This window comes from Micromonospora lupini (assembly GCF_026342015.1).
Lineage (GTDB): Bacteria > Actinomycetota > Actinomycetes > Mycobacteriales > Micromonosporaceae > Micromonospora > Micromonospora lupini_B.
On the sequence record NZ_JAPENL010000001.1, the window covers coordinates 2,901,678 to 2,917,605 of the forward strand.

The window sequence follows — 15,928 nt, forward strand, 5'->3', positions numbered from 1 at the left end:
TCGGTCCCCGCATCCTCCGACAGACCGGGTGCCACGGACACCGGTCGATCGGGCACGGTTGTTCTCGCCATCGTCGGGGAACCCTACGCCCATGAGCAGCTACCGTGATCCGGCCCCACGGGGCGACGTCTTCCCGTCGGAGGAGGAGCTGGACCCGACCGGCAGCGCGATCGAGCCGGCCAGCGCCCCGCCGGGCGCCCGGATGCCGAGCCACCCGGCGCCGACGCCCGGCCCTCGTCCGACACCCGCACCCGCGCCCGCGCCGACGCCCGTGCCGGCGCCCGGTCCACCACCGCGTGAGCCCGCCGCCGAGTCACTGTCGATCGTGACGCGACACCTGGACGGCTCGGTCGAGGTGGTCACCGACCTGGACGGCGACGGCCTCGCCGACGTCGTCCAGATCGACGTGGACGGCGACGGGGTACCGGACATCACCTATGTGGACAGTGACCGTGACGGCCGACTGGACACCGTGCTGCGCGACCCCGGCCACCACGCCCACCACCGCGCCTGACGCGACGGCCGGGACCGGGCGGCCGGGACCGGGCTCAGAGGTTGGCCATGACCTCGCTGGCGACCAGGTCGAGGTGGTCCAGGTCGGTCAGGTCCAGCACCTGGAGGTAGAGCCGCTGGCTGCCGATCTTCGCGTACCGGCCGATGGTCTCCAGGACCTCGTCGGGCGTGCCGGCGAGACCGTTGGCCCGCAGCTCGTCCGGCTCGCGGCCGATGGCGGCGGCCCGGCGGGCCACCTCGGCGTCGTCGCGCCCGCAGCAGAGGACCAGGGCGTTTGACCAGACCAGGTCGGCGGGGTCCCGACCGATCTCGGCGCACGCCGCGCGGACCCGCTCGAACTGGGCCGTCGAGTCCGCCGCCGAGGCGAACGGCAGGTTGAACTCGTCGGCGTAGCGGGCGGCCAACCGGGGCGTGCGCTTCGGGCCCATCCCGCCGAGCAGGATCGGCGGGCGGGGCTGCTGGACCGGCTTGGGCAGGGCCGGGGAGTCGCTGACCGGGTAGTACCGTCCGGCGTGGTCGAACCGCTCCCCCGCCGGCGTGGACCACAGCCCGGTGATGACCGCGAGCTGCTCCTCCAGCCGGTCGAACCGCTCGCCCAGCGCCGGGAACGGGATGCCGTACGCGGTGTGCTCGTCGGCGTACCAGCCGGTGCCGATGCCCAGCTCCACCCGGCCGCCGCTCATCTGGTCGACCTGCGCCACGGTGATCGCCAGCGGGCCGGGCAGCCGGAAGGTGGCGGCGGTCATCAGGGTGCCGAGCCGGATGCGGCTGGTGTCGCGCGCCAGTCCGGCGAGCGTGGTCCACGCGTCGGTGGGGCCGGGATCGCCGCTCCCGGCGCCCATCCTGAGGTAGTGGTCGGACCGGAAGAACGCGCCGAAGCCGGCGTCCTCGGCGCGGCGGGCCACCGCGAGCAACTGGTCGTAGCTGGCGCCCTGCTGGGGCTCGGTGAAGATCCGCAGTTCCATGGTCCGAGCATAGGTAGCCGCTCCCGGCGCCGCTCCGGGACCAGCCGGCTTCGTCTCCTGCCGCTCGGCCACCCGGCAGCGGATCTACCGCCTCGATCCAGGTCCCTTGCCTGCGGTGGACGGCTGGCTCGGGCGGCGCGACACGTACGCCGAGCGGTACGGCGAGGGCTGAGCGGCCCCCGCCGGCCTGCGCCGGCGAGGGCCCGCGGTGGCGGTCGGACGCCGCCGGACCGATCAGACGTACGGCGGGGTGGCGTACGCCGCTCGCAGTGCGGCGAGCCCGGTCGCTTTCGGGGTCAGGGTGCCCCAGCCCGAGTTGAAGTAGTTGGTCCGCCCGATCCACGGCCGACCCTCGGTGTTGAGCTGGACGATTGCCGCCGGCACGGTCGCGATCCAGGCGGCCTGGTTGGGGATCTCAGCCACCCGTACCCCCCATTCGGCGATCAGCACCGGACGGGACAGGGCCACCGGGCCGAGGTCGGCCACCGCCCAGTCCTTCGTCCTGCGGAAACGGGCCAGCGCGGTGTGGCTGGCGTTGGTGGCGTACGCGTTCCACTGCAGGAAGTCCAGCCGGGCCATCAGCGCCTCCGGGTGGATGCGCTGGAAGCAGGCCCGGTCGAAGCCGCCGACTCCGACCGAGAAGGTCGTCCCCCCGGGCAGTGTCCGCGCCTTGAACCAGGTGAGGATGTAGTTGACGGCCTGCACGGCGCGGTCATCGGACTGCGCCCAGGTGTACGCCGCGCCAGCCTCGGTGGTGCCGAACTCGTGGTCGGTGTCGAACTCGGAGGCGAGCTGGATGTTCACCCCGAAGCCGAGCGTGCGGTACTGGGACAGGGCACGCGCGAACAACCCGTCGCACTGGCCGCTGATGACCTGGCCGTACCCGTACGCCTTCGGCCAGGTCGTGCCGGGACGCTGCTGGATGGTCATCGACGGCGCCGGCACGGTGTAGGTGGTGCCGTCCACGGTGAAGGTCTGCGGCCCGTCCGGAGCGCCGTAGTGCTTCAGCTCCAGGACCATGTTCATCATCACCCCGGCCTTGCCGAGGCTGACCAGCCAGGGCCGGTTGTAGCCGGGGAAGATGAATCCGTCGGCGAAGCTGCGGTACTGGGTCAGCGAGCGGAAGTTGCCGCCGGCCATGTCGGCTGTCGGGTCGGCGCCGCCGGACAGGTAGTAGCCGCCCAGCACCGGTTGCAGTCCGATCGTGTAGTCGGCGGTGGCGGTGGCGGTGTGGCCGCCGGCGTCCCGCACCGAAACGGTGACGCGGGCCATCACGCCACCGACCGGTACACGGCGACGGCGCCGTTGTCGGAGACCCGGGCCCAGGCGCGTCCGGAGTCGTCGGTGACGGTCAGGGTGAGCGGGTCGATGACCACTGTGGCCTTGACCGGCGCGCTGCTGTTGCCCTGCGCGTCGGTGACCACGATGGTGACGGTGAGCGGTTGGGTGTCGGCATCGGAGTAGGTGACTGTCAGCAGCATCTGTTGTCCCGGTGCGAAGACCGATCCGTTCAGCGCTGCGGTCACGGTGGGAGCAGCCATGTCAGGCCCTCTCTGATTGGTCGCCGGAGCGGGGCGCGGTGGAGCGACGCCGGACCCGGCGGTGGTGCACGGATGTGCAAGAGAGATGCGGGAAGGCGGTGTGGCCCGGAGGCGACGCCGTGGACGTCCCGATGGGCGGTGGCACTGCTGCGGGCGCCCGTAGCGGTGTCGGCGGAAGCGGTGGCCGGACCGCACGCCCGGCCGGCGGGCTACGCCGTGTCGGCCGCGTCGGCGGGGCCGGGTGGTGGCCTCGTCGGTGCGGACGATGTTGTCCGCACCGGGCCGTGGGATTCGGATGCGTGGCTCGCTATCTGTACCCTTCCCACCTGCCCTAACAGTGCTCCACCAGGGGCTTTGCCGTCTTGTCCGGTTCCTGACAGTCCCGGCCACGGACCCAGCCGATGACCTGCGCGACCGTCGGGGCAGCGGCGCGGCGCATCGCGGAACGGCTGACACATTCGTAAACTTGAGCCGCAACTCGGCCGAATTGAGACGGTTTCCTCCGTGGATACCATGCGGGCGTCTCCGTCAGGCGCGACCCGAAAAGGTGCCGAGTGCTCAGGACGGCGAGAAGAGTCAGCACGACGATGAGCATCTGGCGGCAGGGCCTGTGGCGGTACCGCCTGACCACCGCCGGCGTCGGCCTGGCGGTCCTGAGCGCGGCGACCGCGGCACAGAGCCCACCGCTGGCGCTCAGCGTCGCGGCGGCCACGGCCGGTGTCCTGGTCTCGACGCTGGAGATCCTGGCCAACCGTCGGCGGACCCGACAGTTCCGCTTCCACCCCCGCGACGGCGACGACTACCGGGACGTCGCCGAGCAGGTTCCCAGCCCGAAGCGGGTCTTGACGAGCGCTCACAGCACCGGCGTCGTCCCCACCGCCGAGAGCGTCCGACTGCGCGGCCAGCGGATCCGCTGCGTCGTGTCGCCGACGAGCTACGTCCTCGGACGGGACCTACGGCGCTGGTCGTTCGACTTCCTGGCCCGGCACGCCCGCACGGCCGCCATGTACAACGGGGCGGTGCTGGGCCTCGCCGACGACCTTCCCACCGGCGCCGACGACCCGGTGGTCACGCTGCGGCCGGCGCACTACTTTGACTTTTACTGCAGCAACCTCCTCGCCCCCTACGACGTCTACGAGGCGGGCCGGGACACCCTCGCGATGCGCGGACGGGACCTGCTCCTCGACCATCGCCACCGGCTGCGGCGGTTCGCCGACAGCCGGCTGGCGAACGTCGTGGGCATCTCCACACTCGCCTTCACCATCGACGGGCGGCTCCTGCTCGTCGCGCAGACCCGGGACAACGTGGGCAGCCCCGGGCTCATCGCCCCCTCCGGGTCCGGTTCGCTGGAGCCGCAGGACGTGTCGGCGACGCTCGCCGCGCCCAGCCTCCAGGATGTCATCGTCGCCGGCGCGCTGCGGGAGCTGCGCGAGGAGTGCCACCTCGAACCACACGAGATCGCCGAGAGCGCGGTCCTCGGCTTCGGGCGGTGGATGAGCCGCGGTGGCATGCCCGAGTTCTGCACTGTCACCCTGCTCAAGGTCACCGCCGAGCAGGTGCTGCGCCGGGCCGTCCGCTGGACCGAGCGGCCGTACGTCGGTGAGGTGCTGGCCGTGCACGTCCCACCCACCACCGAGTGGAACCCGGACGCCCCGCTGGCGCTGTTGCCGGCCGAGAACCGGCACAGCGCCTCGTGGCCGCTGGCGTTCAGCCTGTCCTGCCTCACGGATTGCATGACCGACGAGACGTGGCCGCAGCGGGCCGCCCTGACGGCTGTCGTCGACACGTGAGGGGCCACCCGGCGCGGGTGCCGGGCCACCGGCAGCGGGGATAGCCGATCGAAAGCTCGCCGACAGCGCGCTGTGCTGGACTACAGGAGTGCCGCGAGCCGACGACAGGTGCCTGCACGACCTGGTGACCGAGCAGGCAGCCCGGACGCCCGACGCGGTGGCCGTGCTTGCCGACGACGGGGTGCTCCGCTACGCCGAGCTGGTGGCCCGCGCCAACCGGCTGGCCCATCGCCTGCGGGCCCGCGGGGTCGATGTGGACACTCCCGTCGGGGTGGTCGCCGAACGCGGTGTGGACCTGGTCGTCGCGCTGCTCGGGGTGCTTGTCGCCGGTGGCGCGTACGTGCCGCTCGACCCGGATCTGCCCGCCGACCGGCTGGGCTACCAGCTCGACGACGCCGACCCGCCTGTGGTGCTCGCCCAGCGGCACCTGCTCGACCGCGTTCCCGGTGTGGCCCCGGCACGGTGGTGTGTCGTCGACGACGAGTCGCCACAGCGGTGGCCGGCCACCCCACCACCACCCCGGGCAAGCCCGGACAGCCTCGCCTACGTCATCTACACGTCCGGCTCCACGGGTCGGCCGAAGGGCGTGTGCGTGCCGCACCGGGGCATCGTCAACCGGATCCGCTGGATGCAGGACACCTACCGGCTACGCGCCGACGACGTGGTGTTGCAGAAGACCCCGTACGGCTTCGACGTGTCGGTGTGGGAGTTCTTCTGGCCGCTGGCCGCCGGGGCCCGGCTGGCGCTCGCGCGCCCGGGCGGGCACCGCGACCCCGCCCACCTGGCGGCGACTATCGTCGAGCGGGGCGTGACCACGCTGCACTTCGTGCCGACGATGTTGGCGCAGTTCCTGGCCGACCCCGACCTGCCCGCCCTGCCGACGGTGCGCCGGGTGATCTGCAGCGGCGAGGCCCTGCCTGTCGCCCTGGCCCGGGAGGCGACCCGGCGGCTCCCCGGTGACCTGCACAACCTGTACGGCCCGACCGAGGCGTCGGTGGACGTCTCCGCCCACCGGGTCTGCCCGCCGCTCGACGGGGCCAGCGTGCCGATCGGCACGCCGATCGCCAACGTCAGCCTGCACGTGCTTGACGACGACCTGGCCCCGACCCCCACGGGTGTCGTCGGCGAGCTGTACATCGGCGGGATCGGCCTGGCCCGCGGCTACCACCGCCGGCCGGGGTTGACGGCCGAGGCGTTCGTGCCCGATCCGGGCGGCTCCGGCCGGCTCTACCGCACTGGCGACCTGGCCCGCCGGCTGCCGAACGGCGAGTTCGACTTCGTGGGCCGCCGCGACGGGCAGGTGAAGATCCGCGGCAACCGCGTCGAGCTGGGCGAGATCGAGCAGACGCTGTTGGAGCACGAGGGGGTGCGCGAGGCCGCGGTGACCGTCCGGCACCTCGCCTCCGGGCATCCGCAGTTGGTCGCGTACGTGGTGCCGCCCGGCTCCCCGGTGGCCGAGCTGCGCGCCCGGTTGGCACGCCGGCTGCCGGACTACATGGTGCCCGCGCTGTTCGTGCACCTGGACCACCTTCCGGTCACACCGAGCGGCAAGACCGACCGTCGGGCGTTGCCCGCGCCACCCGACGACGGGCCGGCGTCGGTCGACCCGCCGGCCGACGGGGTGCCGGCCCGGCTGGCCGCGCTCTGGGCGCAGGTGCTGGAGCGGGGCCGGGTGGGTCCCGACGACGACTTCTTCGCCCTCGGCGGTGACTCGGTGCTGGCCATGCGGGTGGTGGCGCTGGCCCGCCGGGCCGGGCTCGACGTGACCACCCGACACCTGTTCGCGTACCCGACGGTGGCGGCGCTCGCGCCGCACGTGACGGTGGCCGATCCGGCGGCGGCGCTCGACCCGGCGCGGTGGGACGGCCCGCCGTTCGCGCTCAGCCCGGTCGACCCGGCGCTGTTGGCGGGCCCGTCTGCCGGCCCGGCGCGGCTCGTCGACGCGTACCCGCTGACACCGATGCAGGAGGGCATGCTCTTCCACACGCTGCTCTCGCCCGGCGAGGCGGACTACCTCCAGCAGCACGTCTACCGGCTGGCCCGGCCGGTGGACGTGGCCGCGCTCGCCGACGCGTGGCGCGAAGCCGTGCGCCGGCACCCGGCGCTGCGCACGACAGTCCGGTGGGACGACGTCGCCGAGCCGGTGCAGCTCGTGCACGAGGGCCACCCGCCGGACGTGCGGGTGCTCGACGGGCCTGTCGACACGCGACGGCTGCTGACCGACGAGCGCCGCGCGGGACTCGACCTGGCTGCCGCGCCGCCGGTGCGGCTCACAGTCGTCCGCCGGGCGGCGGACTCCGTCGACCTGGTGCTCACCTTCCACCACCTGCTGCTCGACGGGTGGAGCCTGGCCGTCCTGCTCGCCGAGGTGTTGGACGGGCGACGCGAGCAGGTGGCGCCCTTTCGGCGGCACCTGCGCTGGCTGGCCGCCGCGGACCGGTCGACAGGTCACTGGAAACGGCTGCTCGCCGGCTTTCCGGAGCCCACCCCGTTGCCCCGCCCCGCGCCGGGCAGTCCCGCCGCCGGGGACCCGCCTGTCGACGCCGCGCCGCAGGTGGGACTGCCGGGCACCCGGGTCGCACGGCTGACCCTCACCGGCCGGCTGCGGGCCGCGCTGACCTCCCGCGCCGCGACCGCGGGCGTGACGCCGTACGCGGTGACGCTCGGCGCGTGGGCGCTGGTCCTGGCCGGCCACGCCGACCGCGACGACGTGGTGGTCGGCGTGACTGTCGCCGGTCGGCCCGACGACCTGCCCGGCGCGGACACGATCGTCGGCCTGCTGATCAACACGGTGCCGCTGCGGGTGCGGTTCGACCCCGCCGCGACGTTCGCCGAGACGGTCCGGGCCGTGCAGGCCCAGCAGGTCGCCACCCGGGAGTTCGAGCACCAGTCGCTCACCGACATCACCCGGGCCAGCGAGGTGCCAGCGGGGACACCGCTGTTCCAGAGCATCGTGGTCTTCCAGAACCACCCGCCGCTGCCGGCGGCGCTGTCGCCGGTGGACGTGGTGGAGAGCACCGGTTACCCGCTCACCCTGGTGGTGGAGCCGACCCCGGAGCTGGTGCTGCGGCTGCTGATCGAGGGCGACGCGCTGAGCCCGGCCCAGGGCGGGCGGTTGGTGGCCGACCTGCGCCGCGTGCTGGAGGTCGTGGCAGCAGACCCGGACGTGCCGACAGGCGCGGTGCGGGCCGTGCTCAGGAACCCTTGAGCACCGCGTCGATCACCGTGAGCGCGCGGTCGACGTCCGCGCCGGCCACTCCCGAGTGGGTGACCGCGCGGACCCTGCCGTGTCCCAACTCGGCGAGCGCCACCCCGGCGGCGTGTGCCTCGGCGAGGAACCGCGCCCGGGTCAACCGGTGCTCCGGCACCCGGAACATGACGATGTTCGTCTGCACGGACGCCGGGTCGACCTCGATCCCGTCGATGGTGGCGAGCCCATCGGCGAGCCGGCGGGCGTTCGCGTGGTCCTCGGCCAGCCGGCCGTGCTCGCGGATGGCGATGATGCCGGCCGCCGCGATGATGCCTGCCTGACGCATTCCGCCGCCGAGCATCTTGCGGACCCGACGCACCCGTTCGATGAGGTCGGCGTCGCCGACCACCACCGAGCCGATCGGTGCGCCGAGTCCCTTGGAGAGGCAGAACTGCACCGAGTCGGCGTGCCGGGCGATCTCGGCGACGTCGACGCCCGACCCGACCGCCGCGTTGAAGATCCGCGCGCCGTCGAGGTGCACCGGCACCCCGCGCTCGTCGGCGAACCGGCGGACCTCGGCCAGGTAGGTCGGCGGCAGGATCATCCCGCCGCAGCGGTTCTGCGTGTTCTCCAGGCAGATCAGGGCGGGCACGGCGAACTGCGGGTCGTCCGGGTCCTCGGGGAACCCGGCGGCCAGGTCGGTCAGCAGCAGCCGGCCGTCGGGCTGATTCGGCACCGGCAGGTACGTCACCCCGCCGCAGACCGCCGCGCCGCCGGCCTCGTAGATGTAGATGTCGCTCTCCACGCCCACGAGCATGGCCGCGCCGCGCGGCGCGTGCGCCATGATCGTTGCCAGGTTGGCCATGGTGCCGCTCGGGGTCAGGCAGGCGGCCTGCTTGCCCAACGTGGACGCGGCAAGCTCCTCCAGCTCGCGGACGGTCGGGTCCTCGGCGTACACGTCGTCGCCGAGTGGCGCTCGGGCCATCGCGTCGCGCATCGCCTGGGTGGGCAGGGTGAAGGTGTCGCTACGCAGCTCGATCACGGCACGTCCACCCGGACCGTGAGCAGGTCACTGGCCTCGGCGAGGGCGGTGAGCACCTGCCCGGCGTCGTCTCCGACGGCGATGACGTGCCCCACCCGGTCGTACGCGTTCTCCGGTGGCCGCACACGCGTGCCCGCGCGGGCGGTGACTGTCACCCGCAGCACCCCCGCGCATCGTTCGGCCCGGTCCACCCCGTCCACGCCGGCCAGGGCGCCGGTGCGGTCGGCGGTCAGGAAACGGATGCCCGCGTACCCCTTGCGTGTCGGTGTGAGCGTCACCGGCAGTCCGGTGGCCGCGCGCAGTTGCTGGTCGAGCAGCTCCACACCTGTCGCGGCCCGGATCAGCTCGGGAATCATGCCGCCGGCCGGCCGCGGGTTGATCTCGATCAGGGCCGGCCCGGCCGGGGTGAGCCGCACCTCGCTGTGGGTGGCGCCGACGCTCATGCCGACCGCCGCCAGTGCGCGGCGGACCAGGTCGACCACCTCCGTGGCGAGCGCCGGGGACAGCCCCGCCGGGAACACGTGCCGCCGCTCCACGAAGTGCGGCGGCCTGTCGACCTGCTTGTCGGTGATGCCCAGGCAGTGCTGGGCGTCACCCGTGCCGAACAGCTCCACGCTCACCTCCGGCCCCTCCAGGTACTCCTCCACAAGCACCCGCCGGGCCGTGGGCAGGCCACGCACGTTGTGGCGTACGGCGAGGACGCGCTCGGCCTGGGCCAGCGCCTCGGCGGCAGTGGCGCAGAGCCGGACGCCGTTGGACCCGGAGTCGTCGACGGGCTTCACCACGCACGGCAGGCCCACCTGGTCGACCGCCGCGGCGACCCGGCCGGCGAGCGTGTCGTCCGGACTCTCCTCGACGAGCACGTGTCGAGGTTGGCGCACCCCGGCGGCGTCAAGCGTCGTGCGCAGCCGACCCTTGTCCCGGCAGCTCAGCACCGCGTCGACGGGGTTGCCGGGCAGCCCGAGCCAGCCGGCCAGCTCGGCCACCGCCGGGACGAAGAAGTCGCTGGTGCTCGTCACCCCGGCCAGCTCGTCGCGGCGGTAGCGGGCCTGCACGAACGCGCGCAGCGCGGGAACCGACCCGGTGTCGCAGACCGCCACCTCGGCGGCCGTGTCGCCCAGTCCGGCGTAGCGGGTCGGGTCGGCGGTCAGCAACACCGGGTCGAAGCCCAGGTCGGCGGCGCGGCGCAGGGCGAGCATCCCGGTGCCTGTGGTGTTGGACTCGACGAAGAGCAGGTACCGCCGGCCGGTCGGCGGGGCGAGGACCGCCCGCGACCACGAGGTGACCACTGTGTCGGGCTCGACCACTGCCGGCTCGGCGGCCAGCGGCAGCGCGGTCAGCCCGGTGGCGGCCCAGTAGTCGTCGTCGTAGACGGTGTCGGCGTACCTGTCGCCGCGGTCGGGGAAGATGCCGACCACCCGGCCGCCGGGCGGCGTACGGCGGGCCACGTCGTGCAGCACCCGGTAGACCGAGCCGGACGTGTTGCCGGCGAAGATCTGCTGCTCGCGGGCCAGCTCCCGGGTGGCCACGAACGCCTCGTGGTCGTTGAGCCAGTGCACCTCGTCGACCAGCCGGCGGTCCAGGTTCCTCGGCAGGAGACTGTTGCCCAGCCCGCTCTGCAGACGCCCAGGCTGGTCCGGTTGGCCGAACAGCATGCTGCCCACGCAGTCCACCCCGACCACCCGCAGGTCGGGCAGGCTGCGGCGCAGCGCCCGGGAGCTGCCGCAGAGCGATCCCCCGCTGCCCACCGAACCGACCAGCACGTCGAACGGGCCGAGGTCGGCGAGCAGCTCGTCGGCCAGCCACCGGTACGCACCGGGATTGTCCGGATTGCTGTACTGCTGCGGCCAGAACGCCCCGGGCAGCCCGGCGAGCAGCTCCTCCAGCCGCTCGATGCGGGCGCTCTGCCAGCCGTGCGACGTCATCGCCGACACGACGTGCACCTCGCAGCCGAGCGCACGCAGCTTCGCCAGGGTCACCCGGTCGATCCGGGGGTCGGTGACGATGTGCACCGGGTGCCCGAGCGACCGGCCGACCAGGGCCACCCCGAGGGCCATCGTGCCCGACGAACTCTCCACCACCGGGTCGCCGTCGGCGAGCACACCCAACCGGCGGGCCTCGAGGATCATGGCGCGGGCGACCCGGTCCTTCATCCCGTACAGGTTCTGCGACTCGAGCTTCGCGTACACCTCGACGGCCGGCGCGCAGGGCATCCGCAGCCGGACCAGCGGAGTGTGGCCGATGGCGTCGCTGACCTGGTCGAAGCGCATCAGCCGCCCCCGGACAGCTCGTCGGCGCCGAGCGACCGGTGCACGGTCACCTGGCCGGGCAGCGCGGCGCAGGCGGCGCGCACGTGGTCGATCTTCGCGGCGCGCTCCGGGTCGTCCTCGGCGAGCAGGACACCGAGGGCGGTGCCGCTGTGCGCGATGACCAGGCCGTAGCCGTCCACCTCCCGGCAGAGCCGGTGCAGCACGTCGAAGTGCCGGCGGGGGCGCAGCTTGCCGTTCAGCTCGGCGCTGCGGGTGGTGACCCGGCCGACGGCGGGCAGGTCGCCGGCGCGGACGGCCGCGGTGAGCGCGGCGAGCAGCCGGGCGTACTCCTGCTTGTCGGCGTCGTCGAACGGCTTCGGGATGCGGTTGAAGCGGATCGTGTCCACCGCGCCGCCCTCGTCGTGGGCCACAACGGTGAGCGGGGGCAGCACGCCTATGCGTTCGCGCAGCCGCACCTCCCGGTGGTAGAAGGCGACGACCCCGTCGTACATGACGCCGTCGGAGGGCTCGATCTGGCGTAGCAGCGACTCGATTGTGCGTTCGCTCAGCGGCATGCCGAACGCGTCCCCGACCGCCCGCGCCGTGGCCACCAGGTCCGCCGACGAGCTGGCGAAGCCCTTCCCCTCGGCCAGCTCACCGCCCAGCTCCAGCACGCCGCCGCCGGACAGGCCGAACAGCTCCATGATGGTGGCGGCAAGCCGGGCCGACTTCCGCTTGTGCTGCGGGAAGACGCGGATGTGGTCCAGCTCGTTGCGCGGCCAGAACGTGGCGGTGGCCCACTGCGCCATCGGGAAGGTCACCAGGAAGTCCCGGTCCGCGTCGGGCAGGACGCCCTGCAACAGCTCCCCGAAGGTGCCGAACGCGGTGCCGACGCCGAGCCGGCCGGTGGCCGCCAGCAACGCGTCCCGGTCGGCGGTGCACGCCCCCTCCCCCATCGTCAGCCGATCCCGTGGCCCGCGCCCGCCGGGACCAGCCCCAGCAGCCGATCGGTCTCCTCGACCGCCGCCCGGTCGGTCGCGGCCCGCCGCGCCCACTGCGCGCGCAGCTCGTCGTAGTCGAGCGCCTGCGTCGCCAGCAGGTCGGTCACCGCGGAGGGCCGGGTCGAGCCGGCGGTCCGCCGGGCCAGCCCGGCGTGCACGTCGAACGCCTCGCGCAGCAGCGTCGCCGGGTCGGCCAGCCGGTAGCCCTCGGCGGCGGTGGTGGCCGCCAGCAGCTCCGGGTCGGTGTCGTGGGGCGCCCGGCCGGTCGCCGCCGCGGCCACCACGTACCGGCCGGCGAGCACCTGGGCCCGCCGCCACGGCACGCCCTCGCGCAGGGTCAGCAGGTTGGCGAGCGCGAACCCGCCCAGGAACTCCCGCTCGCAGGCGGCGAGCATCTTCTCGGTCCGGAAGCGCAGATTGTCCACCACAGCGGTGAGCAGCCGCAGCAGCGAGCGGGTGGCGTCGATCGCTGTGTACAGGTGGGCGCCGGCCTCCTTGGACACCTCGACGAGGTTGGCGTACGGGGTGTTGCGCTGGCCGAGCAGCGCGTCGGTGTGGAACGCGCCCAGGTGCGCCGAGCGGCCCCTGATCCGTTCCAGGATCGGGAAGTTCTTCTTCTGCGGCATCGCCGAGGAGATGCCGCTCAGCTCGTCGGGCAGATCAAGGAAACCCAGGTCGCTGCCGCCCCAGGCGATCAGATCGGTGACGAACCGGCTGGTCTCCGCGCCGAACAGGGACAGCTCGGCGGTGACCTCCAGCACCCAGCGGCGGGACGCCACCGCGGTCAGCGCGTGCGGCTGGGCCGCCCGGAAGCCGAGCAGTCGGGCCATCCGGTCCCGGTCCCACGGGAGGTCCTGACCTGCCATCGCGCCCGCGCCGAGCGGGCAGGCGTCGATCGCGTCGTACGTGGTCAGCAGCCGGCGCAGGGTGTGCAGCACGTGCCCGGAGAACGCGGCCAGGTGGAAGCCCGGCGTGATCACCTGGGCGGCCTGGAAGTGGGTGTAGCCGGGCATCGGGCTTGTGGTGTGCTGACCGGCCCGCCGGTGCAGGCTGGCCCCCAACCCGAGCAGCGCCTGTGCCACCCCGACCACCTGCTGCCGGGCGAACAGCAACTGGGCGGTGGCCTGGAGGTCGTTGCGGCTGCGGTCGACGTGCCACAGCGGCAGCGGCTCGGCAAGCGCCGCCTCGACGTGCCGCTCCAGGGCGAACGCGAGATCCGACAGGTTGGCCACCGGGTCGGCGCTGAGCGCGGCCGGGGCGGCGCTGTCCAGGCCGACGGCCACGGCGGCCGCCTGGTCGGCGGTGAGCAGCCCCATCCGCTGGTATTCCAGGGCCAGCACCTTCTCCGCCGCCACGTACGACGCGAGCAGGTGCTCGACCTCGAAGCGGAACTGCGGCGCCAGCACCTCGTCGTGGAGGAGCCGGCCGGGTGGCTCGTCGATCCGCCCGGTCAGGCCGGACGGCGCGCTGCTGTTCACGATCGGCCTCCCCGTTGCGCCGGCGGCAGAAACATACCCAGGCCCGCAGCGACGTGACAACCCCTGTCGATATTCGCCGGCCGGGCGACATACCGCGGCGAAAGCGCATCGATAGCGGACTCTGGCACCGTGACTGCCGGCGAGGAGGTGCCGTGACGTCACTTCACGAGATGTTCGCGCGACAGGCCCACCGGACACCGTCGGCGCCGGCCGTGGTGGACGACGGCGGGACGCTCGACTACGCGGCGCTTGACGCCCGCGTGGGCGACCTGGCGGCCGCGCTGCGCGAGGCGGGCGTACGGGCCGACCAGCCCGTCGGGCTCGTCCTCGACCGGTCGGCGCACATGGTGGCCGCCGTGCTGGCGGTGCTGCGCGCCGGCGGCGCGTACGTGCCGATCGAGCCGGAGACGCCTGCCGCCCGGCGGGAGGCGATCCTGACCGACGCCGCCGCGACCGTGTGCGTGGTGGGTCCATCCCTGGCCGGGGAGGTGCGCGCCGCCGGCCGGATCGCCGTGCTCCCCGACGCCACGCCCACCGGCGGCACGCCGCTGGCACCGACGCCGCCGCACCCGGACCAGCTCTGCGCGATCTACTACACCTCCGGCTCGACCGGCCGACCCAAGGGCGTCGCCTGCACCCACGGCGGCTGGGCCAACCGGATGCGCTGGATGCAGGAGCGGCACCACCTCCAGCCCGGCGAGACAGTGCTGCAGAAGACCACCCTGACGTTCGACGACGCGGCGGTCGAGCTGCTGTGGCCGCTGCTGGTCGGCGGTCGGGTCGCCATGCTGACCCCCGGCGCGCACCGCGACCCGCGCGCCATCATCGACGCGGCGATCCGGCACGAGGCCGTGCACCTGCAGTTCGTCCCGAGCGTGTTCGACCTGTTCCTGGAGACGCTCACCGACGGCGACGTGGCCGGGCTGACCCGCCTGCGCAGTGTGCTGTGCAGCGGCGAGGCGCTGCGCCCGGAGCTGGTGCGCCGATTCTTCGCGCGGTTCCCCGACGGGGTCTCACTGGACAACACCTGGGGCGCCACCGAGGTCTCGATCGACTCGACGTACCACATCTGCCGGCCCGCCGACGGCCTCGCCGACGGCGCGAGCGTGCCCATCGGTCAACCGATGACAGGCAACCGGGTCACCGTGCGCGACGCCCGGCACCACCCGGTCCGCGGCGCCGACGTCGGCGAGCTGTGCATCGGCGGCGTCGGGCTGGCCCGCGGCTACCAGGGCGACCCGCGACGCACCGCTGCTGCGTTCGTGCCCGACCCGGACGGCTTCGGCGCCCGGATGTACCGCACCGGCGACCGCGGCGCGCAGCGTCCGGACGGGACGCTCGCCTTCGTCGACCGGGTCGACCACCAGGTCAAGATCCGCGGTGTACGGATCGAGCTGGGCGAGGTGGAGACAGCGCTGCGCGGCCACCCGCAGGTCGCCGACGCGGTGGTGCTCGCGCTCGGCGCCGGCACGAAACACCTCGCCGCCTACCTGGTGCCCCGGCAGGCCGGCCGCTGCTCGGTCGACGACGTGCGCGCCCACCTGCGCACGGTGCTGACCAGCTACGCCGTGCCGACCCACCTCACGGTGGTCGACCGGCTGCCGCTGCACCCCAACGGCAAGGTCGACCGGGCCGCGCTGGCGGCCCTCCCGACGCCCGGCAGCGACGACGGAGCGTTGTTGGCACCCCGGACGGTCACCGAGGAGACCGTCGCGGAGATCTGGTGCGCCGTGCTCGGCGTCGACCGGATCGGCGTCGACCAGGACTTCTTCGCCACCGGCGGGCACTCGCTGCTCGCCGTACGCGTCCTCAGCCGGTTGCGGCAGGCGTTCGGCCTTGACATCCCGCTGCGGCTGATCTTCGACCACCCGACGATCGCGGCGTCCGCGGCGGAGCTGGAACGGCTCGTGCTGGCGGACCTGGAGGGAGCAGCGCGGTGACGAACGAGACCGACGAGCTGTCGTACAGCGTGGTGGTCAACCACGAGGAGCAGTACTCGATCTGGCCGGCCGAGCGGCAGGTGCCGGCGGGCTGGCGGGCCGAGGGCACCAGCGGCAGCCGCGAGGAGTGCCTCGCCCACGTCGAGCGGGTCTGGGTGGACATGCGCCCGGCGAGCCTGCGCCGGCACCTGGACGGCGAGCCGGACGACGTGGCCTGAC

Annotated in this window: 11 protein-coding genes and 1 pseudogene; 5 read left to right on the top strand and 7 right to left on the bottom strand. The window is 73.6% G+C overall.

The features are described from left to right. Positions 1-91: 91 nt before the first annotated feature. Entirely contained in the window at positions 92-514 is a 423-nt protein-coding gene (locus OOJ91_RS13250; protein ID WP_266244881.1) for a hypothetical protein, read from the top strand. Positions 515-548: 34 nt separating this feature from the next. On the opposite strand, the gene OOJ91_RS13255 is transcribed toward OOJ91_RS13250, so the two are convergent. The 3 genes from OOJ91_RS13255 to OOJ91_RS13265 all read right to left on the bottom strand — a co-directional run bounded on the left by OOJ91_RS13255 (position 549) and on the right by OOJ91_RS13265 (position 3,019). Then, a complete protein-coding gene (locus OOJ91_RS13255) occupies positions 549-1,478 on the bottom strand; it encodes an LLM class F420-dependent oxidoreductase (protein WP_266244882.1) in 930 nt (309 codons plus the stop codon). Positions 1,479-1,712: 234 nt separating this feature from the next. After that, the gene (locus tag OOJ91_RS13260; protein ID WP_266244883.1) at positions 1,713-2,750 is read right to left on the bottom strand and encodes a hypothetical protein; all 1,038 of its coding nucleotides are present in this window, start codon (positions 2,748-2,750) and stop codon (positions 1,713-1,715) included. Then, entirely contained in the window at positions 2,750-3,019 is a 270-nt protein-coding gene (locus OOJ91_RS13265) for a hypothetical protein (protein WP_266244884.1), read from the bottom strand. Before OOJ91_RS13265 ends, OOJ91_RS13260 begins: the two co-directional genes overlap by 1 nt. A gap of 587 nt (positions 3,020-3,606) precedes the next feature. Here OOJ91_RS13265 and OOJ91_RS13270 point away from each other — a divergent pair. Together OOJ91_RS13270 and OOJ91_RS13275 are read left to right on the top strand one after the other, a co-directional pair. Beyond that, positions 3,607-4,809: a hypothetical protein gene (locus OOJ91_RS13270; protein ID WP_266244885.1), complete on the top strand. Its 1,203-nt coding sequence runs from the start codon at positions 3,607-3,609 to the stop codon at positions 4,807-4,809. A 112-nt stretch (positions 4,810-4,921) separates the two neighbouring features. Continuing rightward, a pseudogene (locus tag OOJ91_RS13275) lies at positions 4,922-8,017 on the top strand (amino acid adenylation domain-containing protein); the annotation flags it as partial. On the opposite strand, the gene OOJ91_RS13280 reads toward OOJ91_RS13275, so the two are convergent. From OOJ91_RS13280 to OOJ91_RS13295, 4 genes are read right to left on the bottom strand one after another with little or no spacing between them, the layout of a single operon-like run. Beyond that, complete coding sequence (locus tag OOJ91_RS13280; RefSeq protein ID WP_266244887.1) at positions 8,004-9,041, bottom strand: GntG family PLP-dependent aldolase; 1,038 nt, start codon at positions 9,039-9,041, stop codon at positions 8,004-8,006. The pseudogene OOJ91_RS13275 and the gene OOJ91_RS13280 overlap by 14 nt on opposite strands. Next, on the bottom strand, positions 9,038-11,311 hold the full coding sequence (locus tag OOJ91_RS13285) for a pyridoxal-phosphate dependent enzyme (protein ID WP_266244888.1): 2,274 nt from the start codon (positions 11,309-11,311) through the stop codon (positions 9,038-9,040). Before OOJ91_RS13285 ends, OOJ91_RS13280 begins: the two co-directional genes overlap by 4 nt. After that, positions 11,311-12,246 carry a GHMP family kinase ATP-binding protein gene (locus OOJ91_RS13290; RefSeq protein ID WP_266244889.1) on the bottom strand — a complete coding sequence of 312 codons (936 nt, stop codon included), beginning with the start codon at positions 12,244-12,246 and terminating at the stop codon, positions 11,311-11,313. Before OOJ91_RS13290 ends, OOJ91_RS13285 begins: the two co-directional genes overlap by 1 nt. 2 nt (positions 12,247-12,248) lie before the next feature. Then, positions 12,249-13,769, bottom strand: coding sequence for an argininosuccinate lyase (locus tag OOJ91_RS13295; protein WP_266244890.1), 1,521 nt, complete (start codon positions 13,767-13,769; stop codon positions 12,249-12,251). A 152-nt stretch (positions 13,770-13,921) separates the two neighbouring features. On the opposite strand from OOJ91_RS13295, the gene OOJ91_RS13300 reads away from it, so the two are divergent. After that, positions 13,922-15,709, top strand: a complete 1,788-nt coding sequence (locus OOJ91_RS13300; RefSeq protein WP_266244891.1) for a non-ribosomal peptide synthetase — start codon at positions 13,922-13,924, stop codon at positions 15,707-15,709. Further along, complete coding sequence (locus tag OOJ91_RS13305; protein WP_266244892.1) at positions 15,706-15,927, top strand: MbtH family protein; 222 nt, start codon at positions 15,706-15,708, stop codon at positions 15,925-15,927. The genes OOJ91_RS13300 and OOJ91_RS13305 overlap by 4 nt, the downstream gene beginning before the upstream one ends. The last annotated feature ends 1 nt before the right edge of the window (position 15,928 follow it).